Origin of the sequence: Nocardia lijiangensis NBRC 108240 (assembly GCF_001613045.1) — a bacterium.
GTDB classification, from domain to species: Bacteria; Actinomycetota; Actinomycetes; order Mycobacteriales; family Mycobacteriaceae; genus Nocardia; species Nocardia lijiangensis.
Map to the genome: position 1 here is coordinate 22726 of NZ_BDBP01000024.1, position 24512 is coordinate 47237.

At 69.1% G+C, this 24512-nt stretch carries 25 protein-coding genes; 13 read left to right on the forward strand and 12 right to left on the reverse strand.

Going from position 1 to position 24512, the window contains the following annotated elements; all coding sequences use genetic code 11:
* The first annotated feature begins 62 nt into the window (after positions 1-62).
* On the forward strand, positions 63-1169 hold the full coding sequence (locus NL1_RS09620) for a winged helix DNA-binding domain-containing protein (protein WP_067836880.1): 1107 nt from the start codon (positions 63-65) through the stop codon (positions 1167-1169).
* A gap of 355 nt (positions 1170-1524) precedes the next feature.
* The gene (locus tag NL1_RS09625; RefSeq protein ID WP_156094766.1) at positions 1525-2544 is read left to right on the forward strand and encodes a hypothetical protein; all 1020 of its coding nucleotides are present in this window, start codon (positions 1525-1527) and stop codon (positions 2542-2544) included.
* Between the two features lie 106 nt (positions 2545-2650).
* On the opposite strand, the gene NL1_RS09630 is transcribed toward NL1_RS09625, so the two are convergent.
* Complete coding sequence (locus NL1_RS09630; protein ID WP_067836678.1) at positions 2651-3394, reverse strand: TetR/AcrR family transcriptional regulator; 744 nt, start codon at positions 3392-3394, stop codon at positions 2651-2653.
* Between the two features lie 92 nt (positions 3395-3486).
* Between NL1_RS09630 and NL1_RS09635 the strand changes: the two genes are divergently transcribed.
* Both NL1_RS09635 and NL1_RS09640 read left to right on the forward strand, forming a co-directional pair.
* Complete coding sequence (locus NL1_RS09635) at positions 3487-4446, forward strand: ATP-binding cassette domain-containing protein (protein WP_067836681.1); 960 nt, start codon at positions 3487-3489, stop codon at positions 4444-4446.
* A complete protein-coding gene (locus tag NL1_RS09640; protein ID WP_067836684.1) occupies positions 4446-5264 on the forward strand; it encodes an ABC transporter permease in 819 nt (272 codons plus the stop codon). Before NL1_RS09635 ends, NL1_RS09640 begins: the two co-directional genes overlap by 1 nt.
* 50 nt (positions 5265-5314) lie before the next feature.
* On the opposite strand, the gene NL1_RS09645 is transcribed toward NL1_RS09640, so the two are convergent.
* Together NL1_RS09645 and NL1_RS09650 are read right to left on the reverse strand one after the other, a co-directional pair.
* Positions 5315-6733, reverse strand: a complete 1419-nt coding sequence (locus tag NL1_RS09645; protein WP_245673165.1) for an MFS transporter — start codon at positions 6731-6733, stop codon at positions 5315-5317.
* Between the two features lie 31 nt (positions 6734-6764).
* On the reverse strand, positions 6765-7571 hold the full coding sequence (locus tag NL1_RS09650; RefSeq protein ID WP_067836883.1) for an acyl-CoA thioesterase: 807 nt from the start codon (positions 7569-7571) through the stop codon (positions 6765-6767).
* A gap of 54 nt (positions 7572-7625) precedes the next feature.
* On the opposite strand from NL1_RS09650, the gene NL1_RS09655 reads away from it, so the two are divergent.
* The 7 genes from NL1_RS09655 (at position 7626) to NL1_RS09685 (ending at position 12988) form a co-directional block, all read left to right on the forward strand.
* On the forward strand, positions 7626-8135 hold the full coding sequence (locus NL1_RS09655; protein WP_067836691.1) for a winged helix-turn-helix transcriptional regulator: 510 nt from the start codon (positions 7626-7628) through the stop codon (positions 8133-8135).
* A 9-nt stretch (positions 8136-8144) separates the two neighbouring features.
* Positions 8145-8561 (forward strand): NUDIX hydrolase, encoded by a 417-nt coding sequence (locus NL1_RS09660; protein WP_084510435.1) that lies wholly within the window; start codon positions 8145-8147, stop codon positions 8559-8561.
* 112 nt (positions 8562-8673) lie between these two features.
* A complete protein-coding gene (locus tag NL1_RS09665) occupies positions 8674-9198 on the forward strand; it encodes a hypothetical protein (protein WP_218024381.1) in 525 nt (174 codons plus the stop codon).
* Positions 9199-9292: 94 nt separating this feature from the next.
* A complete protein-coding gene (locus NL1_RS09670) occupies positions 9293-9790 on the forward strand; it encodes a hypothetical protein (RefSeq protein WP_067836892.1) in 498 nt (165 codons plus the stop codon).
* A gap of 282 nt (positions 9791-10072) precedes the next feature.
* Positions 10073-12106 carry a PEP/pyruvate-binding domain-containing protein gene (locus NL1_RS09675; RefSeq protein WP_156094768.1) on the forward strand — a complete coding sequence of 678 codons (2034 nt, stop codon included), beginning with the start codon at positions 10073-10075 and terminating at the stop codon, positions 12104-12106.
* Positions 12103-12621 (forward strand): hypothetical protein, encoded by a 519-nt coding sequence (locus NL1_RS09680; RefSeq protein ID WP_067836697.1) that lies wholly within the window; start codon positions 12103-12105, stop codon positions 12619-12621. The genes NL1_RS09675 and NL1_RS09680 overlap by 4 nt, the downstream gene beginning before the upstream one ends.
* Before the next feature lie 4 nt (positions 12622-12625).
* The gene (locus NL1_RS09685) at positions 12626-12988 is read left to right on the forward strand and encodes a hypothetical protein (protein ID WP_067836700.1); all 363 of its coding nucleotides are present in this window, start codon (positions 12626-12628) and stop codon (positions 12986-12988) included.
* A 10-nt stretch (positions 12989-12998) separates the two neighbouring features.
* On the opposite strand, the gene NL1_RS09690 is transcribed toward NL1_RS09685, so the two are convergent.
* The 6 genes from NL1_RS09690 to NL1_RS09715 all read right to left on the reverse strand — a co-directional run bounded on the left by NL1_RS09690 (position 12999) and on the right by NL1_RS09715 (position 18487).
* Entirely contained in the window at positions 12999-13613 is a 615-nt protein-coding gene (locus tag NL1_RS09690; protein ID WP_067836702.1) for a GTP-binding protein, read from the reverse strand.
* The gene (locus NL1_RS09695; protein ID WP_067836705.1) at positions 13594-13968 is read right to left on the reverse strand and encodes a DUF742 domain-containing protein; all 375 of its coding nucleotides are present in this window, start codon (positions 13966-13968) and stop codon (positions 13594-13596) included. Before NL1_RS09695 ends, NL1_RS09690 begins: the two co-directional genes overlap by 20 nt.
* Entirely contained in the window at positions 13965-14360 is a 396-nt protein-coding gene (locus tag NL1_RS09700) for a roadblock/LC7 domain-containing protein (protein ID WP_067836708.1), read from the reverse strand. Before NL1_RS09700 ends, NL1_RS09695 begins: the two co-directional genes overlap by 4 nt.
* Entirely contained in the window at positions 14357-16711 is a 2355-nt protein-coding gene (locus NL1_RS09705; RefSeq protein WP_067836710.1) for a sensor histidine kinase, read from the reverse strand. The genes NL1_RS09700 and NL1_RS09705 overlap by 4 nt, the downstream gene beginning before the upstream one ends.
* A 181-nt stretch (positions 16712-16892) precedes the next feature.
* The gene (locus NL1_RS09710) at positions 16893-17528 is read right to left on the reverse strand and encodes a DUF3159 domain-containing protein (RefSeq protein WP_067836713.1); all 636 of its coding nucleotides are present in this window, start codon (positions 17526-17528) and stop codon (positions 16893-16895) included.
* 5 nt (positions 17529-17533) lie between these two features.
* The gene (locus NL1_RS09715) at positions 17534-18487 is read right to left on the reverse strand and encodes a TauD/TfdA dioxygenase family protein (protein ID WP_067836716.1); all 954 of its coding nucleotides are present in this window, start codon (positions 18485-18487) and stop codon (positions 17534-17536) included.
* 72 nt (positions 18488-18559) lie between these two features.
* Here NL1_RS09715 and NL1_RS09720 point away from each other — a divergent pair, with 72 nt between their 5' ends.
* Both NL1_RS09720 and NL1_RS09725 read left to right on the forward strand, forming a co-directional pair.
* The gene (locus tag NL1_RS09720; RefSeq protein WP_156094769.1) at positions 18560-19159 is read left to right on the forward strand and encodes a TetR/AcrR family transcriptional regulator; all 600 of its coding nucleotides are present in this window, start codon (positions 18560-18562) and stop codon (positions 19157-19159) included.
* A gap of 94 nt (positions 19160-19253) precedes the next feature.
* Positions 19254-20804, forward strand: a complete 1551-nt coding sequence (locus NL1_RS09725) for a succinic semialdehyde dehydrogenase (protein ID WP_067836718.1) — start codon at positions 19254-19256, stop codon at positions 20802-20804.
* Positions 20805-20875: 71 nt separating this feature from the next.
* Here the strand turns inward: NL1_RS09725 and NL1_RS09730 are convergent, their stop codons facing one another.
* The 3 genes from NL1_RS09730 to NL1_RS09740 form a co-directional block, all read right to left on the reverse strand.
* Complete coding sequence (locus NL1_RS09730; protein ID WP_067836897.1) at positions 20876-21280, reverse strand: DUF779 domain-containing protein; 405 nt, start codon at positions 21278-21280, stop codon at positions 20876-20878.
* A gap of 20 nt (positions 21281-21300) precedes the next feature.
* Entirely contained in the window at positions 21301-22818 is a 1518-nt protein-coding gene (gene exaC, locus NL1_RS09735) for an acetaldehyde dehydrogenase ExaC (RefSeq protein WP_067836721.1), read from the reverse strand.
* An 89-nt stretch (positions 22819-22907) separates the two neighbouring features.
* Positions 22908-24128 carry a sigma-54-dependent transcriptional regulator family protein gene (locus NL1_RS09740; RefSeq protein WP_067836724.1) on the reverse strand — a complete coding sequence of 407 codons (1221 nt, stop codon included), beginning with the start codon at positions 24126-24128 and terminating at the stop codon, positions 22908-22910.
* Positions 24129-24512 lie beyond the last annotated feature (384 nt).

A 24512-nucleotide genomic window follows, 5' to 3' on the forward strand; every position in this document is an offset into this window, starting at 1 on the left:
GGTTGTCGGACCGCCCGGGTAGCGTGCCGGAGCACGATCATCGGCTGACACAGGAGGATTCGGTGCGCGTCACCTGGGATCAGGTCTTCGCCTGGCGGCTCGCCCGCCAATTCGTCACGCGACCCGCCGCGTCGAGCGTGCCGGAGCTCGTCGGCCGCCTCTGCGGTGTGCAAGCCCAGGTCACCTCCGCGGCGGAAACCGCGGTCGCGCTGCGCAGTACCGCGCCCGAGGACGGGGCGGTCGTGCGCGAACTCTCGAACGGCACATTGATCAAGACCTGGGCCATGCGCGGCACCCTGCACGCCATGACCCCCGCGGGCGCCGCCGCCGTGCTCCCGCTCATCGCTTCCGCCCGAACCTGGGAAAAGCCTTCGTGGCAGCGCACTTTCGGCGCCACACCCGCGGAGGTCGCCGCACTCACCCAGGCGGTGGGCGGAATCCTCGCCGCCGCCGAACTCACCCGCGAGGAATTGGTGGAGGCGCTGCTCTCCGACAAGGCATTCCACAAACTGGGCGAGGAACTGCGCTCGGGCTGGGGCGCGCTGCTCAAGCCGCTCGCCTGGCAGGGCGCCATCTGCCACGGACCGGCGCGCGGCAACAAGGTGACCTTCACCAGCCCGGCGCGACTGATCCCGGACTGGCGGGCGCTACCCGAACCCGATGCCGCCGCGCCCGCCGCCATCACCGCCTACCTCGGTGCGTACGGTCCCGCGACACCGGAAACCTTCGACGCTTGGCTCAGCCGAAACAGCCTGCGCAAGAACACCGTACGCGGCTGGTTCGCGGAGCTGGGCGACGCGCTCACGCCGGTCGAGGTCGAGGGCCGCACCGGTTACGTGCTCACCGAACACGCCGACGAACTCGCCGCCACCGAGCCGACCGCCTCGGTACACCTGCTCGGCCCGTTCGACCAGTACGTGCTCGGACCGGGCACCGGCGACACCGAACTGCTGCCGAAAGTGCACCGCGCGTCGGTCAGCCGAACCGCAGGCTGGATCGCCCCGATCGTCGTGGTGGACGGGCGGATCGCGGGTACCTGGGAACTCGAGGGCGCCGAAGTAGTCGTGAGCATGTTCGACGGCGCCGCGCTCCCGAAGAAACTCGACGCCGCCGCGGCCCGCGTCGCCCGCGCCGCCGGACTGGATTCGGTGAGCGTCCGCACGGCCTAGAGACCGGCCATTTTCGCGCAGGAGCGCTCCCTCAGGAATGTGTCTCCACCCCCAACGAAATCGCCCCGCGCCTCCTCGGGCCGGTCTGACCAATCGTCGGCGTCGGCGAATGAAAGTTCGGTGATCGATATTCAGGGTGTCCGGCGGGGACGCTTCTGGGTATGCATCCAGACCACGCATCGCAACCGAGTGGTCCACTACTCATGACAGTGCCGCCCAGGTAGCCCACTCTGAAACCGAGGCCGATGACCTTCCCCGACCCCACGGCCATCGTGTTTCACACGGTCGCGATCGGCTGCCGAAGCGCACTGCCGTCGGTGAGGGCCGTGGATGCTTGCGCCAGGAGGACAGGCACATGTCGAAGTCCGCCCACAATGCCGAGAACGCCAGCAAGCGGCGTTCGGTCCTCGATGGGAAGAAGGGCTCGGTTCGGGTCACCGCGATAGTGGCGGCTCTGTCTGGAGTAGTGGCGCTGGTCGGCGGAGCGCTTGGCCTTTGGGACGATATTGCCGACCGTATGCGTGCGGACCGGCCGCAGATCACCGCCACTCCGAATCCCCTGCGCGCCTGGCACGAGGATTTCGCGACATGCCCCGAGCCCTCTACATCGGTGTGGTTCGACGAGCCTTTGGTCCTGCGCGACTATTCGCGCCCCATTGTCTCCGCACTTGGCGCTGAGCTCCGGGGTGAAGTCGCTCGCGCAGGTGACAAGGGAGGGCCTCGCAAAGATGGACGCACTTTCTCCGAAATCAGTTGGACAACATTCAGGGTCCACGAAGGCGTTTACGACGTCCCCGAGTCCGACTTCGACCTAAAGACGTTCGAGGACGCGGGCGCGATCCAGGTTGGACCTCGCTATATCGACCTCGACTTCTTCAACCCGACGGATGATGTTTTGAGGATCGTCGACGTTGGCCTCGAGGTCGAGCGGCTGCCGGTCCCGACCGGAACCCTCTACGTGCCGGCACCGTACGGAGGAGGCGACAGGGTTCGCGTGATGACGTTCGACCTGCGTGACGAAAACCCGCAAGCGCTGGCCTTTGCCGAAGGGTGCACACGCAAGCCGTTCTTCGCCACCTATTCCCTCGAGGTCGAGCCAGGGAAGGGGATGATCCTTGGGCTCCGAGTCGAGCCTGCCGACTGCTTGTGCCGGTTCCGCTTCCGGATCGACTACGTCGATGACCGAGGCAGGAGAAGCGCGATCACCGTGCCGGATCGGAACCAGCCACCGCTTCTCGCCGTCGGCATCACGAAGCGTGAGCGGTTCGGCATGTACTACCAGTCCAATACCGAGCCGGGCGGTCCTGGATACACCAAGTACGACTGTCGACAGGATCCTGAAAGTTGTACGCGCCCTATGGGTTACGGCCGCTGATTGCTGAGAACTGCGACGCGGAGGCAGTGCGGATTCCGCAGGTTTCGACCACGCTCCCCGGCGGTGTTGCGAGTTTTCGACAGTCGGCGTCGAGGTCCGGCGTCGACTACCCGAGCTTCGCGACGAAGACCTCCAGCCCGTCCAGAATTCGTTGCAGTCCGAAGTCGAAGTGGTCGAAGGATGGGTCGAAAGCCGCTTCGGAGAGTGACGCCATGATCGGGTAGCGGCCGGTGGACAGGGCCTTCCCGAGTACCGGTGACTGGACTTCCCAGAACTCGGCATCGGTCATGCCTGTGGTGCGTTCGGCTTCCTGCTCGGACAGTTGGGTGCGGGCGACGCCGGAGACGTAGCCGGAGATCATGACGAGAACCGAGATCATCTCGGGATCCGCGAGGCCCATCGGCTTGATCCCTGTGAGTAGATGTTCCATGCCCGCCAGCGCGCCCGGGCCCAGGACGGGTCGAGTCTGGTTGACCTGGAGCAGCCAGGGATGGCGCCGATACATCTCGAGCGATTCGTACGCGAACTCGCGCAGCGTCGCGCGCCAGCCTTCGGACGGGGGCTCGCCCTCGGGGGGTTGCTGCACGCGATCGAGCATGAGGTCGAGCAGTTCGGCCTTGCCGGGCAGGTACCGGTACAGCGACATCGTGCCGGTGCCCAATTCGGTCGCGACCCGCCGCATGGTGACGGCCGCCAAGCCTTCGGCGTCGGCCACTCGCACCGCGGCTTCGACGATCCGGTCCAGTGTCAGCGTGGGTTTGGGCCCGCGGCTGGGGCGGTGACCGGTGTCCCAGAGCAGATCGAGTGTGCGCGCGAGGTCGCCGCTGCCGCTGGTCTCCGTCGTCGTCATGGATTCAGATTAATAGCTTGGCGGAAAACTGGGTACGTTGTACTCTAAATCGGGTACAACGTACCCAGTTAGGGTCCGACAGGGAGGATGCAGTGAACGACTACGCGGTGCGGGCCGAGGGCTTGCGCAAGAGATACGGGGACAAGAACGCGCTCGACGGCTTCGACCTCACCGTGCGACGCGGCACGGTGCACGGGCTGCTCGGCCCGAACGGGGCGGGCAAGACGACGGCCGTGCGCATCCTGTCGACTCTCATCCGGCTCGACAGCGGGCACGCGACGGTGGCCGGACTCGACGTGGCGCGGCAGGCCAGGGAGGTCAGGGCGCGCATCGGGCTGACGGGCCAGTATGCGGCCGTCGACGAGGTGCTCACCGGGCGGCAGAACCTCGAAATGTTCGGCAGGCTGTTCCATTTGGGCGGACGCCGGGCCAAGCAGCGGGCGAACGAGCTGCTGGAACGCTTCGATCTGGTCGAGGCCGCCGACCGCGGCGTCGGAAAGTACAGCGGCGGCATGCGGCGGCGCCTGGATCTGGCCGCCTCGATGATCCTCGCCCCGGACGTGCTGTTCCTGGACGAGCCGACCACGGGACTGGATCCGCGCAGCCGCGGCGAGGTGTGGGAATCGGTGCGCGCGTTGGTCGCCGACGGCACCACCGTGCTGCTCACCACGCAGTACCTCGAGGAGGCGGATCGGCTCGCCGCCCGCATCACCGTCATCGATCAGGGGCGTGCGATCGCCGACGACACCCCGGACGGCCTGAAGAACACGGTGGGCGGCGACCTGATCGAGGTGGTCGCCGCGGAGACGGCCGATCTGCCGCTGGTGGCCAAGGTGGTCGCCCGGGTCTGCACGGGCGAGCCGGACTCCGACGACGCCGAGCGGCGCGTGTACGGGCCGGTGACCGACCGCGTCGCCGCGCTCACCGAGGTGGCCCGCACCCTCCAGGACGAGGGCATCGCGGTGGAGGACATCGGGTTGCGCCGCCCGAGCCTCGACGACGTGTTCCTGCAGCTGACCGGACACCGGACGATCGCCGAGGAGGCCGCCTGATGAGTAACACCGATCTCGTGCAGACCCGGTCCCGGGCGTACTGGGCGGTCGCCGACTGCTGGAATGTGGTGCGGCGCGGGCTGACTCACTACCAGCGGCAGCCGGTGAACATCGCATGGCAGCTCGGCTTCCCGATCCTGTCGGTGCTGCTGTACGGCTACGTGTTCGGCAGCGCCATGACGGTGCCCGGTGGTGGCGACTACCGGGACTTCCTGATGCCGGGCATGTTCGCGATGACAATGGCGTTCGGCTTCGTCAACACCGCGACGCTCGTCGTCTACGACGCCACCAAGGGCGTCATCGACCGATTCCGTTCCATGCCGATGGCGCCCTCGGCGGTGGTGTCCGGGCGCGGCGTGACCGATCTGATCGTGGCGTGCGCCGAGCTGACCATCCTGATGATCACCGCGTATGCGATCGGCTGGCGGCCGGACGGCGGGATCCTCGGCGCGGCAGCATCTTTCGTGCTGCTGCTGTGGTTGCGGTTCGCGCTGATCTGGGTCGGTGTCTGGCTGGGGCTGCTGGTGCCGAACCCGGAGGCGGCGGGCGGGCTGTTCGCCGTCGCGTTCCCGCTGACGATGATCTCCAGCATCTTCGTCGCCCCGCAGCTCATGCCGAACTGGTTGGGGCATATCGCGGCGTGGAACCCCATTTCCTCGACCGTGGCCGCCACCCGTGAGCTGTTCGGAACTCCGGTGGGCAGCGGGGACTCGTGGATCGAGCAGCACGCCGTGTTGATGGCGGTGGTGTGGCCGCTGGTGCTGACAGCGATCTTCCTGCCCCTCGCGGTGCATCGTTTCCAGCGGTTGAGCCGCTGAAAACCGGTCGCTGCCCGGCATTGTCGAGCGATGCCGGGCAGCGACCGTCGCTACGTTCGTGCCGGTGACGGCTCGGACGTTTCCGGCGTGGCCTGCGCGGCGGGGCGCGGCATCCGCGCGCCGAGCCCGACGATGCCCGCGGCGAGCGCGACGATCGCAACGACATACCACCCGCTACGGAAGGCGTCCAAGGTGGCGAGCGGATCGGAGGGGGAGCCGAGCACCACGACCAGCACCGCGACGCCGACGGCCAAACCGATCTGCCGCGCCATGCTCAGCACCGCCGACCCCGTGGCGAATCGTTGGGGCGGTATACCGCTGGTGCCCGCGGCGAACGCGGTCGGCAGCGTCAGGCCGACGCCCAAGCCGCTGGCGACCATGCCGGGAAGCAGACCCGCGGGGTAGTCCGGCGTGAGTTCGATAGCCCGCGCCCACCACACCATGCCCGCGGCGAACGCGACTCCGCCCGCGGCGATCACGGGTCCCGGGCCGACGCGCCCGATCAGCTTGCCCGCCAAGACGGCCACGATCGGCACGACCAGCGGTCCCGGCGCGATGGCGAGCCCGGTACGCAGGGCCGACCACTCCCAGACGGTCTGCGCCCACAGCACCACCGAGAGCAGCATGCCCGCGAAGGCCACCTGGAAAAGCACCGAATTCGCCGCCATCAGAGCGAAATTCGGGGCACGCAGCAAGCCGGGGTCGATGACCGGACTGTGGTGGCGCGCCGAGGAGATCGCGAACGCGATGCCGAAGACCACCGCGGCCCCGAAAGCGCCGAGTGTCGCCGGCGCCGACCATCCCCAGTCCTCGCCCTTCACCAGGCCGAGAACGAGCGAGGCGATCGCACCGACCAGCGCAACCGCGCCGAACAGATCCGGCAGCGCCCCGCCGTCGCCGCGCGGGTCGGGCAGCCTGCGCAGACCGATGACGAGGGCGGCCAGGCCGATCGGCACGTTCACGAGAAATACCCAGCGCCAATCGATCTCGACGAGCAGACCGCCGAGGACCGGACCGAGTGCAGCGCCGAGACCGCCGAATGCCACCCACAGCCGCACCGCCGTGGCCCGCCGTTCGGGCGGCGTCGCGGCCAGGACGAGGCCGAGCGAGGACGGTGTGAGCATGGCCCCGCCGACCGCCTGAAGCACCCGGAACGCCACCAGCGCGGCCACATTCCACGCCGCCGCGCACAGTGCCGAGCCGAGCACGAACACCGCAAGCCCGAGCAGGAAGGTGGTCCGATTGCTTCCGCGGTCGCCGAGGCGGCCCGCGGGCACCAAGAGTGCCGCGAACACGATGGCGTAGGCGTTCAGTACCCAGGAAAGGCCCGCGAGATCGGCATTGCCGAAATCCCGTGCCATGTCCGGCAGCGCCACGTTGACGATGAACAGGTCCAGGCTGGACAGCAAGACGCCGACCGACACGATCGCGAGCACGAGCCGCGAATCCGCCGCGGGCCGATCCGTCACGGGGGCAACAGTATTCACCAGTGTCTCCCGTTCAGCCGAGCACTCGGCGGGTCTGGCGGGCCGAGACGAGCAGCCGCCCCGGCTCGTCCCAGATATCGATGTCGTCCACCGACCATCCGCCGCCGGTGCCGGTGTTGGCGGCCCGCACCAGTACCGGTTGCGAAGCGGGTGCGGTGAAGTCGGTGTGCACGTGCATCGAGAACGCGACGGTCGGGACGGCGATCGGAGCGGAGAGGGTGGGAAAGATGCCGGGCGGCAGCGCGTCGGCCAGGATCGCGAGCGCGGCCGCGTCGGTGGCCATCGGCGGGTCGAGTGCGATCCACGCGCACATCCACGCTTCGGCGGCCGCGGTCAACGGCAACGGACCCGCGGCCGGGCGAATATCGAAATGTGCTCCGACGGGGACGATTTCGGGCGGCAGGCGGAATGCGGCACAGGAATCGGCCGCGGCCACCTCAGGGGCGGGACGATCGGTGCGGTCCGGCACCGAGCTCGGTGCGGTCCGGCCGAGCGTGATCGACGCGGCCGCGACCGGGCCCGATTCCTGTCGCGCGACCACGTCGACGACCGCGGTGCTGCGCCCGATCGGCTGCGGTGTGGCCGAGAAGGTGAACGCGCCATCGACGGGACGGCCGAGGAAGCGCATATCCACGGCGCGCACCGGCAGTTCGTCGCCTGTCGCGCGCCGTGCCACCTCGACGAGCAGCGCGGCGAGTGCGCCGCCGTGCGGACCGGTCCAGCCGCGCCACGTTCGGTCCACCCGAGCCTGCCAGGTGTCGGGGCCGGTTGCGTCGAGCGCGAACTCGTCGGCCACCGACCGGTTAGTGAGTTGCTTCATGAAACGCACCATAGGGCAGTGAGTTCTTTCAAGCAACCGACTAGGCTGACATGCATGCGCAGGACGAGCTTCGAGGACATGAACTGCTCGCTGGCCCAATGCCTGGAGGTGGTCGGGGAGTGGTGGACGCTGCTGATCGTGCGCGACGCACTGTTCGGCGTGACCCGCTTCGACGACTTTCGCGCCCGGCTCGGCATCGCCCGCAATGTGCTGACCCAGCGCTTGGAGCATCTGGTGGCCAACGGCATCCTGGAAAAGGTTCCGTACCAGGAGAATCCGCCGCGACACGACTATCGGCTCACGACGAAGGGGCGATCGCTGTGGTTGGTCGTCACCGCGATGCGGCAGTGGGGCGACGAGTGGGCCGCCCCGGACGGCCCGCCGCTGGAATCGGTGCACACCACCTGCGGCCACCGGACGACGATCGAACCGGTGTGCTCGGAGTGTGGCGAGCACGTCCAGGGGCGTGAACTACGACCGGTGTACGGCCCCGGCGCCCGCGACAAGACGCTGATCCCGGCCGCGCTGGCGGCGGACGCGGCCCGCAGCGTGCCGAAGCGATAGGCTGCGCGCGTGACGGACGCGCAGGTGGAGACGGTCATCGATACGGTCGCGTGGGTGCGCATCGAGGATGGTCGCATCCTGTGTGCGCGCCCCTGCGGCAAGGACATCTTCTACATCCCCGGCGGCAAAAGGGAAGGCGCGGAGACGGATCTGCAAACGCTGCTGCGCGAGATCGAGGAAGAGCTCACCGTCGAGCTGGTGCCTGAGACCGTCCGCCATGTCGGCACCTACGAGGCCGCGGTGCACGGACCGGTCAGCGACGTGACGGTGCGCATGAGCTGCTATACCGCCGACTATCGCGGCACGCTCACCATCAGTAGCGAGATCGAGGAAATGGCCTGGTTCGGCTACGCCGACCGGCCGCTGGTGCCGCCGGTCGACCAGTTGCTCTTCGATGATCTCGCCGCGGCGGGACTGCTGCGCTGACGCGTGCCCTCTCTCACATTCCCGCTATCTATACGCCGCCGTATATCAGGTCTAACCTGCTCGTATACGGCACCGTATAGTGCGGGCCGATGGGAGTGGAGGAGGCCGCACAGTGCAGGAACTATCGCGGGCCGACCAGGTCGTCCATCATGAGTCGACCGCGGCCGACGCCGAGCAGGTCTACCAGCAGCACGAGATTCCCGACGCGATCCGCGCGCTCAGCACCCTCGCCGACCCCGATTACATCGATGTCTTCACGCTCGTCGCGAGTGACGCCGCGAACTGGACGCCGGAGCAGTGGGCGCGCGCGGCGTTCGAAGACGTCGCTGGTCGGCAGGGGCAGTTCATCTGGCGGGTACTGCTCGGACTGCGGCTGGACTCGCGGCGGTCGCCCGAGCGCGTGGCCGGTTGGCGGATCGCGGACCGAGGAGACAACTGGATCACGCTGGCCGCACCCTCCTGGATGCTCACCGGCAATCTGGTGATCCACATCGACGGCGAGCGCCTGTCGCTGGCCACCATCATCGACTACGACCGGCGGATTGCCGAGCGCATCTGGACTCGGCTGTCGGCCGTGCATCGGAGCCTGGCGCCCGGCCTGCTCCGCGACGCGCACGAAGCCGTGCGCCGGCGCTGACGATCCGCGGCCCAGTGCGCCGCGAGTGGCACTGGCCCGCAACCGAGCCGACGTCGGTCGCGCGGTGGCATGCGCCCCGCGATACGGTCCCAGTATGAAGTCGGTTTGCCCACTCGCCCGCTGGGCCGGCTACGCGCTGGCCGCGCTACCGCTGGCCGCCGCGCCGGTGGCCGCACGAATGCGTGTGCCGCGCAGGCGGCTGCGTGAACCGATCAGCCGGCGCGGGATCACGCCCGTTCGGGTCGTGGCCCATTCGGTCCTGAGTGCGTGCGTCGGCCTGCTGGCCTGGTTTCTGGTCTTCCTCGCGGTTCTCGGCTTCGTCCGCGGCGTCGCATATCCGCTGGTCGCGGCGAACGACTACGAGAACTCCTGGGGTGGGCCGACATTGGCGGGCGCGTGGGCGGTGCACGCCGCACTCGGCGTGGGGATGCTTCCGGTCTGGCTGGTGGTGCTCGCCGGGCTCGGCGCAGTGCAGCTGCGGCTGATTCGCAAGCTGTTCGAACGCAGCGGGCCGGTGTGGCCGGTCCCGGCGGCGCTCGTCCTCGCCATCGCCGGGGTGTTTCTTTTCTTGTCGTGGCTCAGTCAGCTCTGAGCGACTCGGTCGGCGGATAGACCCGACCTGGCGGGGCGCTCGTTCCAGGGTGGCCGCGACCGCGTTTCCGGTGAATAACGTTGCGGGCGCACGGCACTCGATGCGGGCGACGGATCGTACCGTGAACAGTAGGGGACCGCCAGGCCACCAGGCAGTGAACTGTGCGACTCGCAAGACGAACGTCCATTCCTTGACAGGCGCGGGACTCCGGGGAAACACTGGATTACACCTAAGCGGAGAAGATATCTCCTCTTAGCGTTGTTCTTCGTCGAAGGCGGTTCGATGACCATCACGACAACCTCCACGAACCGGCCGGGCATCGTCGCCCTGCGCGATCCGCGAGCGCGCGATGCGGAGCTGACCGGCGCCAAGGCCGCGGCCCTCGCCAGGGCCGCCGCCCACGGCTTGCCCGTGCTCGAGGGCTTCGTTCTCACCACCGCGTGGTCGCACCGCGGTGACCCACCCGAGGCCGAATGGCGCGGACTGTCCGGCGCCGGCGCGAAAGCCCTTGTGGTGCGGTCCTCCTCGGTCGCCGAGGACGGCGCGCAGCAGTCGATGGCAGGCCTGTTCACCTCTGTGCTGGATGTCCGCGATTGGCAGGGTTTCCGCGACGCCGTGGACGAGGTGCTCGCCTCGGGGCCGCCCGCCGAACTCGGCGAGGCTGGCGAGGCCGCGATGGCGGTGCTCGTCCAGCCCTTCCTGGCGGCGGGCTGGGGCGGCGTCGTCTTCACCGCCGACCCGGTCACCGGGCGGACCGACCGGATGATGATCACGGCGTCGCGCGGCGGGCCGAGCGCGGTCGTCGGCGGGGCGGAGGCCGGGTGGACCGCGACCCTGACCCGGCGTGGGCGCGTGGCCTCGATCGCGACGCCCGACGCCGATCCGCTGCCGACCGGCCTGCGGCGCAAGGTCGTTCGGCTGGCGCTGCGCACGGAGCGGGTGTTCGGCGGCGCGCTGGACATCGAATGGGCCATCGATGCGCGCGGCCGGGTGATTCTGCTGCAGACCCGCCCGGTCACCGCCCTGCACGGACCGGCGCGGGGCCCGGTCCTCGGCCCGGGGCCGCTGGCCGAGACCTTCCCCGACCCGCTGCGTCCGCTCGAACAGGATCTGTGGCTCTCGCCCTTGGCCGACGGGCTCCGTGTCGCGATCGAACTGACCGGTGCCGCGCCGCCGCGCGCGCTGCACGAGTCACCGGTCGCCACCGCGGTGCGCGGGATCGCGGTGGCCGATCTCGAACTGCTCGGCGTGGTGCGGCCGCGACGCACCCTTCTGCGGCTGCTCGATCCACGCCCGGGCGCGCGGCGGCTCGGCGCGGCCCTGCGGGTGGGCAGGCTCGCCGCGGCGTTGCCCGAACTGGCGCAGCAGATCTGCGAGCGCGTCGACACCGATCTGGCCGAGGTGCCGCCGCTCGGCGAGCTCACCGACCCCGCCTTGCTCGCGGTGCTGGACAACGCACGCACGGCACTGACCGCCGTCCACGGCTACGAGGCGTTGGCCGGAATGCTCGGCGGGAAGGGCGAATCCGCGCCCACCGCGGCCGCGATGGCGCTGTCGGCGCTGGCCACCGCGCGCGCCACCGGTCTGCCCGACGATCGGGTGATCGAGGAATTGCCCGTGGTGCTCGCGCTGATCCCGCCCCGGGTCGGTCCGGCGCCGCGCGTGCCGGCGATCGAGGGTGACCAGACGCCCGTCGGCGACGGCGCGGGCGAGCTGGCGCTGGCCAGGGAAGCCTTGCGGCTGCGCGCCCGCTGGGTGCAGGAGCTCGGCGCCAGGGCGGCATGGGAACTCGGCGGCAGGCTCACGGCGGCCCGATTACTGGACGCCCCCGACACTCTCACGCTGCTGACGCTCGACGAACTGCGCACCGCCGTGCGTTACCGGCGGCTGCCCGACGATCTGCCGGGCCGCACGCCGCCGGCGGAGATATCGCTGCCCACCGAATTCCGGCTCGCCACCGACGGTTTCCCGATCGCGGTATCGCGCGGGCGTGGCCGTGCCGATCGCGGTGTCGGTGCGGGCGGGGGCGTCGGCGTCGGCATGGTCCACATCGGTGACAACCCGCCCGCCGGATCGGTCCTGGTCGTGCGGCATCTCGACCCTCGGCTGGCCGTGGTGGTGCCGAGGCTGTCCGGCCTGATCGCCGAAACCGGGAGCCCGCTCAGTCATCTGGCGATCCTGGCCCGTGAGCACGGCGTCCCGGTGGTGGTCGGCTATCCCGACGCCACCCGGCGGCTGCCGGACGGCGCGGTGGTCCACGTGGACGGGCGCAGCGGTGAAGTGCGGCAATCGACCGAAACGGAGGGACACCGATGACCCAGGATCGCGGCGTGCGCGGAGTCGGCGTGCTGCTGGCCGTCGGCACGCTGATCGCCACGGGCGCTTACGTCTTCGTCTACCTGTACCGGTGGGAGTGGAACCGCGCCATCCTGACCGCGGCGCTGTTCATCGCGGCCGAGATCGCGCTGGTCGCCATGCTGCTGACCAGACGCCTGCGGGATGTGCAGCGCGAACTCGGCGCCGCGGGGGAGCGGGCGCGCACGGCACGGATCGTGCACGCGGCCACGCCCGCGCCGCGGGTCACCTTCGCGTGGCTCGGCAGACCCGACCGGCTCGGCGTGTTCGTTCCCGTGCTGCTGGCGGGCGGCGTGCTGCTCACCGGGGTGGCCTGGCTGGTGGAGCGGCTGGCCAAGCTCACCGCGGGCCCGGCCACCGAACGCCACATCGTGAACCGGCTGGATCGACTCGCTCTGCCGCCCAACGGCTTCCTCACCCCGCGCGCGGACCGCCTGCACCTGCTGCACGGCCCGCTGGTCCGGCCGCGGCGGTGATCCGATGCGCCGGATCCTGGTGCTCGGCGCGGGCGCGGCCTGCGTCGTGACGGTGGTGCTCGCCATGGCGGACAGCATGAAGTTCGAAACCGATCGGGGCGCGGTGGCGAGCACCCAGGTGCTGCGCTTCGACGCGCGGGCCAAGGACACCGTAGCGTCCGAGCCCGCACTTCGGTTGTGGGACAAGTGCGCGAGCCACGTCAACCACGTGCGCATCGTCGCGGGTCCGGTGGCCGACGGTGATGCGTGGGCGGTGACGGTGGCCCCGGCGCTCGGCGAGCACACCGAACGCCGCCTGGTCGGCTGCCTCGAAGATCTGACCGTCGACGGCGTGCTCGGCCACTACCTCGGCTCGCGGTCGGGGTAGCCCGCTCGGCTCAGGTGGTGACGTGCTCGCGTCCTGCTAGCTCGATGAGATGCTGTACCAGCGTCAGCAGCACATTCTTGGCCGATTCGCGGTTGCGGGCGTCGCACAGCATGACCGGGGTTTCCTGGTCCAGATCCAAAGCGTCGCGCACCTCGTCGATGGTGTACCGCGGCGCTCCGTCGAAGCAGTTCACCCCGACCATGAACGGTAGCCCGCGGCGCTCGAAGAAGTCCACGGCGGCAAAGGAATTGCCGAGGCGGCGAGTATCGGCCAGCACGACCGCGCCTAGCGCGCCACGGGACAGCTCGTCCCACAGGAACCAGAACCGATCCTGGCCGGGCGTGCCGAACAGGTACAGCACCAGATCACGATCGATGGTGATGCGCCCGAAATCCAGCGCCACCGTGGTGGTCTGTTTGGACTCCACCCCGGACAGATCGTCGACGCCGGTGCTGACTTCGGTGATGAGTTCCTCGGTGCGTAGCGGCGCGATCTCGCTGATCGACGACACCATCGTGGTCTTGCCGACGCCGAAGCCGCCCGCGATGAGGATCTTGACCGACGCGGCCAAGTGCTGTGGCCCGTCGGGATCGAGCCGGGCGGGGTCAAAGTTTTCTGATGCCATCCAGTACCGCTCGCAATATGTTGAGATCGCCGGGGCCAGCCTCCGTTTGCACCGGAGCCCGGAAGATCAAATGTCCCTCGCCGATCAGGTCGCCGACGAGAATCTTGGTCACCGCAAGGGGAAGTTTCAAGTTCGCGGCGACCTCGGCCACCGATTGCGGATCACGGCACAGGCGTACGATTTCCGCGTATTCGGGCTCCGGCCTGCGCAAAGTGGGTGCGGGCGAGGCAGTGACCACCACCGTGACGATGTCCAAATCGTGACCTGCGCCCATGGTTCGCCCACGGGTCAGCGCGTACGGCCGGATCAGCGGTCCGGCCGCGTCGTCGAACCACGGCTCGCCCCGGCGCGTCATGGCAATCGCGCGGGTGTGGAGAGATAGGTGCCGACGCGCTGGACCGTGACGTTCATTTCGTAGGCCACCATGCCGAGATTCGCGGACTCGGAGGCCTGGAGCGCAAGGCAGGCGTTGTCTCCTGCGGAGGTCACGAACAGCACGGCTCGGTCGAGTTCGATGACCGCCTGGCGCACGCCGCCGCCGTCGAATCGGCTGCCCGCGCTGCGCGCCAGTCCGTACAGGGTGGAGGACATGGCGGCGAAATGTTCGGCGTCGTCGCGGCTCATGGCGGTGGAGCGGCCGAGCAGCAGTCCGTCGGTGGACAGCACCACCGCGTGCCGCACACCGGCCAGCCGATCCACCAGATCGTCCAGCAGCCAGTTGAGATCACCGGGTTTGGGAGCGGTCACTGCACGCCTTCCTGTTCGTCGGTGGGCTGCGCTCGGCGCCCCTGCCGGGTTCCATTCTCGATGGCGGACATCAGATCCCGGGCCTGTTCGGCGGAACGCTCGCGTTCGGTGCCGGGTTCGGTGGTCGATGGCTGCGCCAGTTGGGGTGCGAGATTGGCCTGTCGGTTGCGCTTGGGCAGCACAGGCCTGCCGTCGGCGGTGGTCGCGGGTGCGGCGGGCGAACTCGGCGCTGTCTGTTCGGGTTTCGGCGTGGGCGCGGGCGGGTCCATGGTGAGTACCGCGGCCCCCGACTCGGCCGTGCCGCCGGGCGTTTCGGTGCCGGGCGCGTCGATGAACGGCACCGGATGGCGCGGGCGTCGGCTCTGCTCCTGCGCCGGGGCTTCCGGTGCGGTCGGCGCGCTCTCGGTGACCAGCAGTGCGGTCGGGATGAGCACGATGGCACGAATGCCGCCGTAATCGGATTCCGCGAGCCGCACCGTGACGCCGTGCCGGACACCCAGCTGCGCCACCACGAACAGCCCGAGACGGGAATCCGCCGAAAGCGTGGCGACGCCGAAGTCCGGTGGATTGCGCAGCATCTCGTTCATCCGATGCAATTCCGCCTCCGGCATGCCCATGCCCTGGTCGCTGACCTCGACGACCACGCCGCGGCCGACCACGTTGCCGGACAGCTCCACCCGCGACTGCGGCGGAGAGAACGCGGTCGCGTTGTCCACCAGCTCGGCGACCAAGTGCACGAGGTCGGCGACCACGGAACCGTTGACGCGCGCGTCGGGCAGCTTGGACACCCGCACGCGCGCATAGTCGAGCGTCTCGCCGACCGCCGAGCGCACCAGGTCCAGCAGCGGAATCGGATAGCGCCACTGCCTGCCCGGCTGACCGCCACCGAGGATGATGAGGTTCTCCGCGTTGCGGCGTTCGCGAGTCGCCAGGTGGTCGAGCTTGAAGAGGGTCTCCAGCAGCGCCGGATCCTCCTGGCGCGCCTCGGCCTCGTCCAGGATCTCCAGCTGCCGGTGCACCACGATCTGGCTGCGGTGGGCGATATTGAGGAAGACCGCCTTCACGCCTTCGCGGGTGCGGGCCTCGTCCACGGCGGCGGTCACCGCGGCCGCGTGCGCGTGCTCGAAAGCCTGTGCCACTTCGCCGATCTCGTCGCGGCCGTAGTCCAGGCGCGGTGTCTCCGCGGCGGGATCGACTTCTTCCCCCGCGCGCAGCCTGCGCATCATGTCGGGCAGCCGGTCGTCGGCCAGCGCGAGGGTCTCCCCGCGCAACCGCTTGAGCCGCCGGATGATCCGGTTGGCCATGAACACCGCGATCACGATGGCCGCGCCGCTCACCAGCAGCACGCCACCACCGCCGAACAGCGAGGTGAGCGCGGAGTCGGCCGACTTCTCCTCGGCGAGACGCTGAGTGTGCTTGTTCTGGGTGATCCAGAGATCGAGCAGACCGCGGTTCACCTCGGTGGCGGCGTTGTGCCATTCCTGCGGCGCGAGCGGCAGCGGCACGGGCTCGGAGCCGGTGCCGCCGTTGGCGCTGCCGGTCGAGGAACTGTCTTCCTGCGCGGGCGCGAGGAAGCGGCGCGCGACCGCGTTCTCCATCGCGGTCAGCTGCTGCCAGGCGGGGGAGCCGGTGAGCGCGGCGCCCGCCGTGCGCTGCTCGGTGTCGATCTCGCTGGCGAGCAGGGCGATTTCGGTGTGGTAGAAGCCGATTTGGCGCAGGTACTCCTCCACCGGCATCACCACGGCTCCGTCGGCGGTGACCATGGCGACGGCCAGCGCGTGACTGCGCGACATGGCCTCCGCGGCGTACAGCACACGCATGCCCTCGGTGATCTCGACACCGATCTCGGCGTCCGGTGCGGACTGCTGGGCCACCTGCGAGCCGACCGCGACGACGTCGAGCAGCCGGTTGTAGAAGGCGTACGCCTCGGCGGCGGGCAGCTGGCGCGAATCCGTCTGGGCGCGAACGCCCGCCAGATGCTGGCCGAGGGTGTTGAAACCGGCCAGATCGTCACCGATCTTGGAGTCGTCGACCTCTCGGATTCCCGCGGAGGCCTCCAGCAGCTTGCGCAGCGCGCCGTCCAGTCGCACCCGCGCCGCGGTGAGGGCCGGACCGTTCGAGTCGTCGCCCGCCAGGTGGGCCAGGGTGAGGTGGCGTTCTTGCTGCGTCGCCTCCATCAATTCCCTGGTCGACGGGATCGCGGCTTGCATCTGTGCCGCCCAGTCTTTCGCGGTGTTGCCCTGGTCGACCAGATATCCCGCCGCACCCACGCCGATCACGAGCAGACTCAGGCTCGGCAGGAGCGCGATCGCCAGTATCCGGGTCCGGACACCGAGCCTCGCTCTGAACATCGGGACAACGTAATTCAGCGGACTACACGGCTGTCATTCGGGTCCCGCTCAGCGGGACTGGATTTGACAATTGGCCGCACAGATGATCCATACATGGTTCGGTGCGTCCGTGTTCGGGCGAATCATCAGGGGTGGCAAGCGATTCGGCCGGAACGGCGAGGTCGGCGCGGTGACGCGTCGGTTATCCCTTGCGGACCCACACCCAAGAGGCGGCAACGGCGATGAGTACCGAGGGCTTGCCGAGCAGCGTGGTCGCCACCGCCAGAGCCGCGATCTGATCGGCGGCGTACAGCGGCAGGAGTATCAGCACATGGAGCGCCCACATCACGGCCCAAGCCGCGGTCAGGCGCCTGTGCTTCCGGATCCGGGACCGATCGGCATCGGCGGGTTCGATCCGGAGGCGTTGGCACACCAGCAGACTCAATGGACGGCCACGAAGCAGAGTGGCGCCGAAGGCGACGGTCAAGACCGCGCAGCCGAGGATCTCGGGAAGGAAGAAAGCGCGGCCCTCACCGGTGAACAGCACCAGCGCCGAATAGGCGGTGACGGCAACCAGAGCGGCCGTAACCACCTTCGGTGAATCACCGCGCCGCAGCCGCCATCCGGCGAGCAGGGCCGCCGCGGTCACCGTGGCCGCGACCGCCGGACCGGTCCCGAACAGTTGATATCCGATCAGGAATACCGCGACCGGCGTGGCGGCGTCGACGAGGTGCCGAACGCCGCCACGCGCGATGACAGCCTGCCCGAGCACCCTGGCGGATGATCGCACTTGCGCGGAGTCGTGCGGGGTCCCGGACCGGCTGTCCTCGAATGTCATATCGGTCAACGGGCGGGACGGGGGCCGACGATGGAGGCGCGTTCCATGATGCGCACGTGGGGCCAGTAGTCGCTGGCGGCGTAGTGCTGGACGGCGCGGTTGTCCCAAAATGCGACGGTGTCGGGCGCCCACCGCAGGCGAACCTGATGCTCGGGGGCGTCGGCCGTCCGGCACAACCAGTCGATCAGTGCACGGCCTTCCTCGAGGTCCACGCCGTGGACGTGGTCGGCGAAGACCCGGTTGACGTAGAGGTGCTTGCGGCCGGTGACGGCGTGCGTGCACACCAGCGGGTGGGCCACCGCCGGATGCTCGGCGCGCATTTTCTCCCGCTGCTCATCGTTGAGCATGTGCCCGAACGCGCGAGTGAAATCGTGGACGGCGTCGAGGTTTTCGATTCGCGCCTTGGTGTCCTCGTCGAGTGCGTCGTAGGCGGCGTACATGTCGGCGAACAGCGTGTCCCCGCCGATCGGGGGCACCGCAATCGCGTGCAGGACCGCGCCCATCGATGGCTGCTCGCGCCAGGTGACGTCGTGGTGCCAGGCGTTCTCGAAACCGCCGACCTCGGCGCTCTTTTCGAATCGCACGAGTTCCGGCTGGGCGGTGTTGGAGGGGATGAACGGGTGGACCTCGAGCGTGCCGAACCGTCGCGCGAAGGCCACGTGCCGTTCCGGGGCGAGCGGCTGGTCGCGGAAGAACAGCACCTTGTACTCGTGCAGCGCCTGCCGCAGTTCGGCGATCGCCGCGTTCGGCAACTCGGTGGTCAGGTCCACCCCGGAGATCTCCGCACCGAGGGTCGCGCCGACCTGGCGGGCGTCGAAATGCTGCCAGCTCAGCTGAGCGAGCCGGTCACGCTCGGCGGCGATATGGGTGAAAGGGCCGGACCGGACCGGGTATCCGGGGAGCTGAACGGTGCGGGGCGTGAAGCCGGCGGCCGGGTCCTTGTCGGCGATCACGGACATGGCGACCTTCTTTCTCGAAGGAATCGGGACTGTAGTCAATCGACTACAGGTGATGTGAGCTACTGTAGTCACATGACTACAGAGGGCGCAAGGACGTCTTCCGACGACCGCAACCCGCTCGGTCGCGACGCCGTCGTGTCCGCGGTGCTCACCCACGCGGCGGATCTGTTCGCCGAACGCGGCCCGGCCGCGACGTCGATCCGGGACATCGCCGAGCGAGCGGGGGTGAACCACGGACTGGTATTCCGGCACCTCGGCGCCAAGGACAAGCTCGTGAAGGCTGTACTCGATCACCTCTCCGCCGAGACTGCCGAGTTCGCCGATACCGGCACGTTGACGCCGGACGACCCCCGGCTGCGCAGGCACTGGACAGTGCTGGCGCGCTGCATTCTCGACGGCTACCCGGTCGGGCAGATGCAGACCCGATTTCCTGTCATCAGTGCCCTGATCGACCAGGCCCGCTCACATCGAGCCGACGACCGCGAAGCCGGCCTCTCCGTCGCCAACGCTGCGGCGTTCGTACTCGGCTGGCAACTGTTCGAGCCCTTCCTGCGCAACGCCGCCGGGCTCGACGACATCCCGAATGCTGAACTGCGGCAGGCCATCAGCGGCGAAGCCATCCGGATCCTGTGCGGCGACACGCAACCATCTCCCGCCGATCGAAACCGATAGTCCGGAGGTCGAGGTCGGCGGAGTGGGTGTGCCGGAGGGGGCCGACGGCGTAGATTGTGTGTATCCCGAAGTTACTCACAAGTAGGAGGCAAGGATGCCTGCGCCGGAAGCCGGAGTCTTCGACCGTCTGAGCGCGCTCGCCGCGATCGACGACGAGACTCGCTCGCGAAAGACGATCGCCGAGACGTTCACCGGCAAGCCGCTCGGCTCGGTGCCGGTGGGCACCGCCGAGGACGTGGTATCGGCATTCGCGAAGGCCAGGTCCGCGCAAGCGCTCTGGGCCGCCCGCCCCGCCGCGGAGCGCTCCGCGGTGTTCGAGCGCTTCCGCGCACTGCTCGTCGAGGACCGCGAATCCCTGATGGACGTCATCCAGGCCGAGACCGGCAAGGCGCGCTGGGCGGCCCAGGAAGAGATCATGGGCATGATGTTCGCGGCCCGCTATTTCGCCAGGGTCGCGCCCGGGCTGCTGCGACCGCGCAAGGTGCCCGGCGCCTTCCCGGTGCTGAACCGGGCCGCGGTGCACACCCACCCGAAGGGCGTCGTCGGCGTGATCGCGCCGTGGAACTACCCGATGGTGCTGTCCATCGGCGACTCGATACCCGCCCTGCTCGCGGGCAACGCGGTGGTGGTCAAGCCCGACAGCCAAACTCCGTATTCCGCGCTGGCCGCCGCCGAGCTCCTCTACCGCGCGGGACTGCCGCGCGATCTGCTCGCCGTGGTCCCCGGCCCCGGCTCCGTGGTCGGCACCGCCATCGTGGACAACTGCGACTACCTGATGTTCACCGGCTCCTCGGCCACCGGCCGGACGCTGGCCGAGCAGTGCGGGCGCAGGCTCATCGGCTTCTCCGCCGAACTGGGCGGCAAGAACCCGATGATCGTCACCCGCGGCGCGAACCTGGACAAGGCCGCCAAGGCCGCGGTGCGCGCGTGCTTCTCCAACGCGGGCCAGCTGTGTATCTCGATCGAGCGCCTCTATGTCGAGAAGGCGGTCGCGGAGCAGTTCACCGCGAAGTTCGTCGCCGCGGTGCAGGCCGCGAAACTGGGCGCGGCCTACGACAATTCGGCCGACATCGGCAGCCTCATCTCGGAGGCGCAGCTCGAGACCGTCTCCAAGCATGTCGCCGACGCCACCTCGAAGGGTGCCAAGGTGCTCGCGGGCGGCAAGGCGCGCCCCGATCTCGGCCCGCTGTTCTTCGAGCCGACGGTGCTCGCCGACGTCACCGACGAGATGGAGTGCGGCCGCAACGAGACCTTCGGCCCGCTGGTGTCGATCTACCCGGTCGACTCGGTGGAGGACGCCGTCCGGCTGGCCAACGACACCGAGTACGGCCTCAACGCCAGCGTGTGGGCGGAGAGCAAGTCGGCGGGCGAGAAGATCGCGCAGCGACTGCACGCGGGCACGGTGTGCGTCGACGAGGGCTACGCCCCGGCGTGGGGCACCACCGCGGCCCCGATGGGCGGCATGGGCATCTCCGGCGTCGGGCGCAGGCACGGCGCGGACGGTCTGCTGAAGTTCACCGAACCGCAGACGGTCGTGGTCACCCGGTTCATGAATCTGGATCCGCCGCCGCTGGTTTCGCACGACAGGTGGCAGCGCTTCCTGATGCTCGTGGCGCGCAGCCTCCGGCTCCTCCCCGGCCGCTAGCGGCCCCGCATTCCCGGGGCCTGGCCGGCTCGGTCTGCGGGCGAGCCGGCCAGGCGCCCCGTCGCCGGGTCTCAGGTGAGCCGTTCGGCTCCGGTGCGCGGCGGTGGGCCCGCCGCCAATGCCGCCGCTTCCTCGTCGGTGAGCAGGCGGGACCGGACGAGGAAGCGCACGCCGAGTGGCGCCTCCAGCGAGAATCCGCTGCCGCGACCCGTCACCACGTCCACGGTGAGGTGCGTGTGCTTCCACAGCTGGAACTGATCGGCGCTCATCCAGAATTCGGTGTGCCACGGTAGCTGTCCGAGCAGCACGTCGGCGGCCCCGACCCGGAACTCGCGGGCCGGAAAGCACATGGGTGAGCTGCCGTCGCAGCATCCGCCGGACTGGTGGAACAGTACCGGCCCGTGGTGTTCGATCAACCGGCGCAACACCACTCGCGCCGCGTCGGTCATGCCGACGCGATGTACCCGGTTTTGCATGAGCGTGATTCGATTCTGCATCAGAAGAATCCGAGCTTGGTGGGGGAGTAGCTCACCAGCAGGTTCTTGGTCTGCTGGTAGTGGTCGAGCATCATCTTGTGGTTCTCCCTGCCGATCCCGGACTTCTTGTATCCGCCGAAGGCGGCGTGCGCGGGATAGGCGTGGTAGCAGTTGGTCCACACCCGGCCCGCCTCGAGCGCCCGGCCCATCCGGTAGGCGGTGGCGCCATCTCTGGTCCACACGCCCGCGCCGAGGCCGTAGAGGGTGTCGTTGGCGATCCGGACCGCTTCGTCGACGGTGTCGAAACGAGTCACCGCGACCACGGGCCCGAAGATCTCCTCCTGGAAGACGCGCATGGTGTTGTCGCCCTCGAGGACAGTGGGCTGGATGTAGTACCCGCCGGGCAGTCCGTCCACCTTGCGGGCTTCCCCTCCGGCGAGGACGCGGGCGCCTTCCTGCCTGCCGATGTCGATGTAGGACAGGATCTTTTCGTACTGGTCGTTACTGGCTTGGGCTCCGATCATGGTGCTGTCGTCGAGCGGGTTCCCGCCCTTGATGGCCGCCGTCCGCTCCAGGCAGCGGGCCAGGAACTCGTCGTAGATGGACGAATGGATCAGCGCGCGCGACGGACAGGTGCACACCTCGCCCTGGTTGAGCGCGAACATCACGAAACCTTCGACGGCCTTGTCCAGGAATTCGTCGTCGTCGGCCATGACATCGGGCAGGAAGATGTTGGGGCTCTTGCCGCCGAGCTCGAGGCTGACCGGGATGATGTTCTCGCTCGCGTACTGCATGATGAGCCGCCCCGTGGTGGTCTCGCCGGTGAACGCGATCTTGGCGATCCGCGGGCTGGAGGCCAGCGGCTTACCCGCCTCCACGCCGAAACCGTTGACCACGTTGAGGACTCCGGGCGGTAGCAGATCGGCGATCAACTCCACCACGAGCAGGATCGAGGCGGGCGTCTGCTCGGCGGGCTTGAGCACCACACAGTTCCCCGCGGCCAGAGCGGGGGCCAGCTTCCACGCCGCCATCAGGATCGGGAAGTTCCACGGAATGATCTGACCGACCACGCCCAGCGGCTCGGGAAAGTGGTAGGCGACGGTGTCGACGTCGATCTGGGCGATGCTGCCCTCCTGAGCGCGGATGGCGCCGGCGAAGTAGCGGAAATGGTCCACCGCCAAAGGCAGGTCGGCGGCCAGGGTTTCGCGGACCGGTTTGCCGTTGTCCCAGGTCTCGGCGACCGCGAGCGGTTCGAGGCTGTTCTCCAGGCGCTCGGCGATCTTGACGAGAATGTTCGCGCGCTCGGTCGGCGAGGTCGCGGCCCATGCGGCGGACGCGTGGTGCGCGGCCTCCAGCGCCATATCGATATCGGCGGCGGTGGAACGGGCGACCGAGCAGAAGGTTTCGCCGTCGACGGGGGAGGGATTGTCGAAGTAGCGGCCCTCGATCGGGGCGGCCCAGTCGCCTCCGATGAAGTTGTCGTAGCGGGTGGCGTAGCCGACTATGGCGGCGTCGGAACCCGGTTTGGCGTAGATCATCGCAATCACTCCTCGCGCGAAATCCATCGACGCACGTCACTATGGACCGCGAAGGTTGGCGGGAGGTTGGTGGCCGCGGGTGGGACGGGTCAACCGTGGATGGCGTTGTGCAGCCGGGCGGCGACGACCGCGCGGCGCACGTCGCCGGCGGGCAGCAGGCGCAGCGCGTGCTCGTGCACGGCGATGTCGCCTCCCGCGCGTTCGCCGAAGGCGATGGCGTGCTCGAGGCGGTCGCTGGCCAGCACCGCGGTGCGGATGCCGACGTCGAGGTAGTCGCGCCATTCGACGACGCCGGGGGTGTCGGAGCCGGGGAGCAGCGGGCCGCGGTAGTGCCACACCGCGCCCGAGGTATCGCCCGAGGTGATGGCGGCGAGCAGGTCGACGGCGTCGCAGGACAGCGGTCCGGTCAGCGTGTAGCGGCGATTGGCGATCTCGCCCCCGGTGGCCCGGCGCAGATGCGAGACATCGGCTTTCAGCGTGCTCGTCGAGACCGGACGGTCGCCGTACACCGCGGCGTGCAGCTGATCCGGGGTGTAGCCGTTCGGTTCCAGCGCGAGCAGGGCGAGGATCTCCAGCTGTCGCGGCGGCAGCGGCACCGGCCTGCCGTCGCGCAACAGCCGTGCGGTGCCGAGACATTCGAGCCGCACCCCCGCGGCGGGCGGCGGCGCGCTCGTGCGCAGCACTGTCTCCACCGCCGTGACCAGGGATCGCACCGAGGCCATCGCCATCGGATGCGAGCGGCTCCAGGCGCTGGAGAGGTCGAGCACGCCGAGCAGCCTGCCGTCCGGTGCGTGGATCGGCGCGGAATAGCAGACCCAGCCGTGCAGCGCGGCGACCAGGTGTTCGGCGGAGAACACGGTGACCGGGTGATTGTCGTGCAGCGCGAGGGACAGTCCGTTCGTGCCCATATGGCTTTCGTCCCAGCAGCCGCCCGGTGCGAGGTTCACGTCTTCGGCTCGGCGGCGCAGCCTCCGGTCACCGCCGGACCACAGAATCGTGCCCGCCGCATCGCTGACCACCGCCAGATACTTCGCGTCTTCGGCGATGCTGCGCATCTGGCCCGCGAGTTCGGTGACGGGGCCCCGCAGCGGGGACTCCGCCCACCGGTCGTCGACACGGTCGAGTCCGGGCGCGACGGTGCAGCCGGGATCGACGGTGTGCAGCGAGCGCTGCCAGGACCGCGCCACGTCGTCGCGCAGCACGCTGGACTCGGGACGGATTCGCGTGCGGGTCCCGGCGGTCGCTGTCCACCGGGTCCATTCCTTTTCCAGTTCTGCCCGCTGCTGGGTGAGGGTGCGCGAGAGTGCCACCTCGGAAAACCCTTATCGTCGAGTGAACTCGCCTCTTCGTGGACTCATCATGGCGGACGCATCGCCGCGACGCGCCGGTTTCGCGGCCTCTGGCTCTCCCGGGCCTCCCGCAACCCCGCCGCAGAGTGGCTCGCCGCCCATCCGCGCGCGCCGCGCCGGTGAGTGCGGCGCGGGTTCGGTGTCTTGCGAGCGCATTTCGGATCGGCGCTGCATATTCCCCCGAGCAATGCCGAAATTTCCCGGCGCAGTGGGGGAGTCAGGGGTCACAATGGTGTCGGTGTTGTTGAGATTCTGATCTGGCCGGGGCGGTTCGGGTCTCGGTCGTCCGAGCGTTTGAACGCACAGAGGGGCAGGGATCATGGCGATCGAGGACACACACATCGA

Coding starts and splice junctions, on each gene's coding strand:
- NL1_RS09625 (WP_156094766.1), top strand. CDS start 1,525: ATGTCGAAGTCCGCCCACAATGCCGAGAACGCCAGCAAGCGGCGTTCG.
- NL1_RS09670 (WP_067836892.1), top strand. CDS start 9,293: ATGAAGTCGGTTTGCCCACTCGCCCGCTGGGCCGGCTACGCGCTGGCC.
- NL1_RS09690 (WP_067836702.1), bottom strand. CDS start 13,613: ATGGCATCAGAAAACTTTGACCCCGCCCGGCTCGATCCCGACGGGCCA.
- NL1_RS09685 (WP_067836700.1), top strand. CDS start 12,626: ATGCGCCGGATCCTGGTGCTCGGCGCGGGCGCGGCCTGCGTCGTGACG.
- NL1_RS09680 (WP_067836697.1), top strand. CDS start 12,103: ATGACCCAGGATCGCGGCGTGCGCGGAGTCGGCGTGCTGCTGGCCGTC.
- NL1_RS09675 (WP_156094768.1), top strand. CDS start 10,073: ATGACCATCACGACAACCTCCACGAACCGGCCGGGCATCGTCGCCCTG.
- exaC (WP_067836721.1), bottom strand. CDS start 22,818: ATGATCTACGCCAAACCGGGTTCCGACGCCGCCATAGTCGGCTACGCC.
- NL1_RS09720 (WP_156094769.1), top strand. CDS start 18,560: ATGACTACAGAGGGCGCAAGGACGTCTTCCGACGACCGCAACCCGCTC.
- NL1_RS09730 (WP_067836897.1), bottom strand. CDS start 21,280: ATGCAAAACCGGGTACATCGCGTCGGCATGACCGACGCGGCGCGAGTG.
- NL1_RS09650 (WP_067836883.1), bottom strand. CDS start 7,571: ATGAAGCAACTCACTAACCGGTCGGTGGCCGACGAGTTCGCGCTCGAC.
- NL1_RS09630 (WP_067836678.1), bottom strand. CDS start 3,394: ATGACGACGACGGAGACCAGCGGCAGCGGCGACCTCGCGCGCACACTC.
- NL1_RS09725 (WP_067836718.1), top strand. CDS start 19,254: ATGCCTGCGCCGGAAGCCGGAGTCTTCGACCGTCTGAGCGCGCTCGCC.
- NL1_RS09715 (WP_067836716.1), bottom strand. CDS start 18,487: ATGTCCGTGATCGCCGACAAGGACCCGGCCGCCGGCTTCACGCCCCGC.
- NL1_RS09640 (WP_067836684.1), top strand. CDS start 4,446: ATGAGTAACACCGATCTCGTGCAGACCCGGTCCCGGGCGTACTGGGCG.
- NL1_RS09695 (WP_067836705.1), bottom strand. CDS start 13,968: ATGACGCGCCGGGGCGAGCCGTGGTTCGACGACGCGGCCGGACCGCTG.
- NL1_RS09710 (WP_067836713.1), bottom strand. CDS start 17,528: ATGACATTCGAGGACAGCCGGTCCGGGACCCCGCACGACTCCGCGCAA.
- NL1_RS09655 (WP_067836691.1), top strand. CDS start 7,626: ATGCGCAGGACGAGCTTCGAGGACATGAACTGCTCGCTGGCCCAATGC.
- NL1_RS09705 (WP_067836710.1), bottom strand. CDS start 16,711: ATGTTCAGAGCGAGGCTCGGTGTCCGGACCCGGATACTGGCGATCGCG.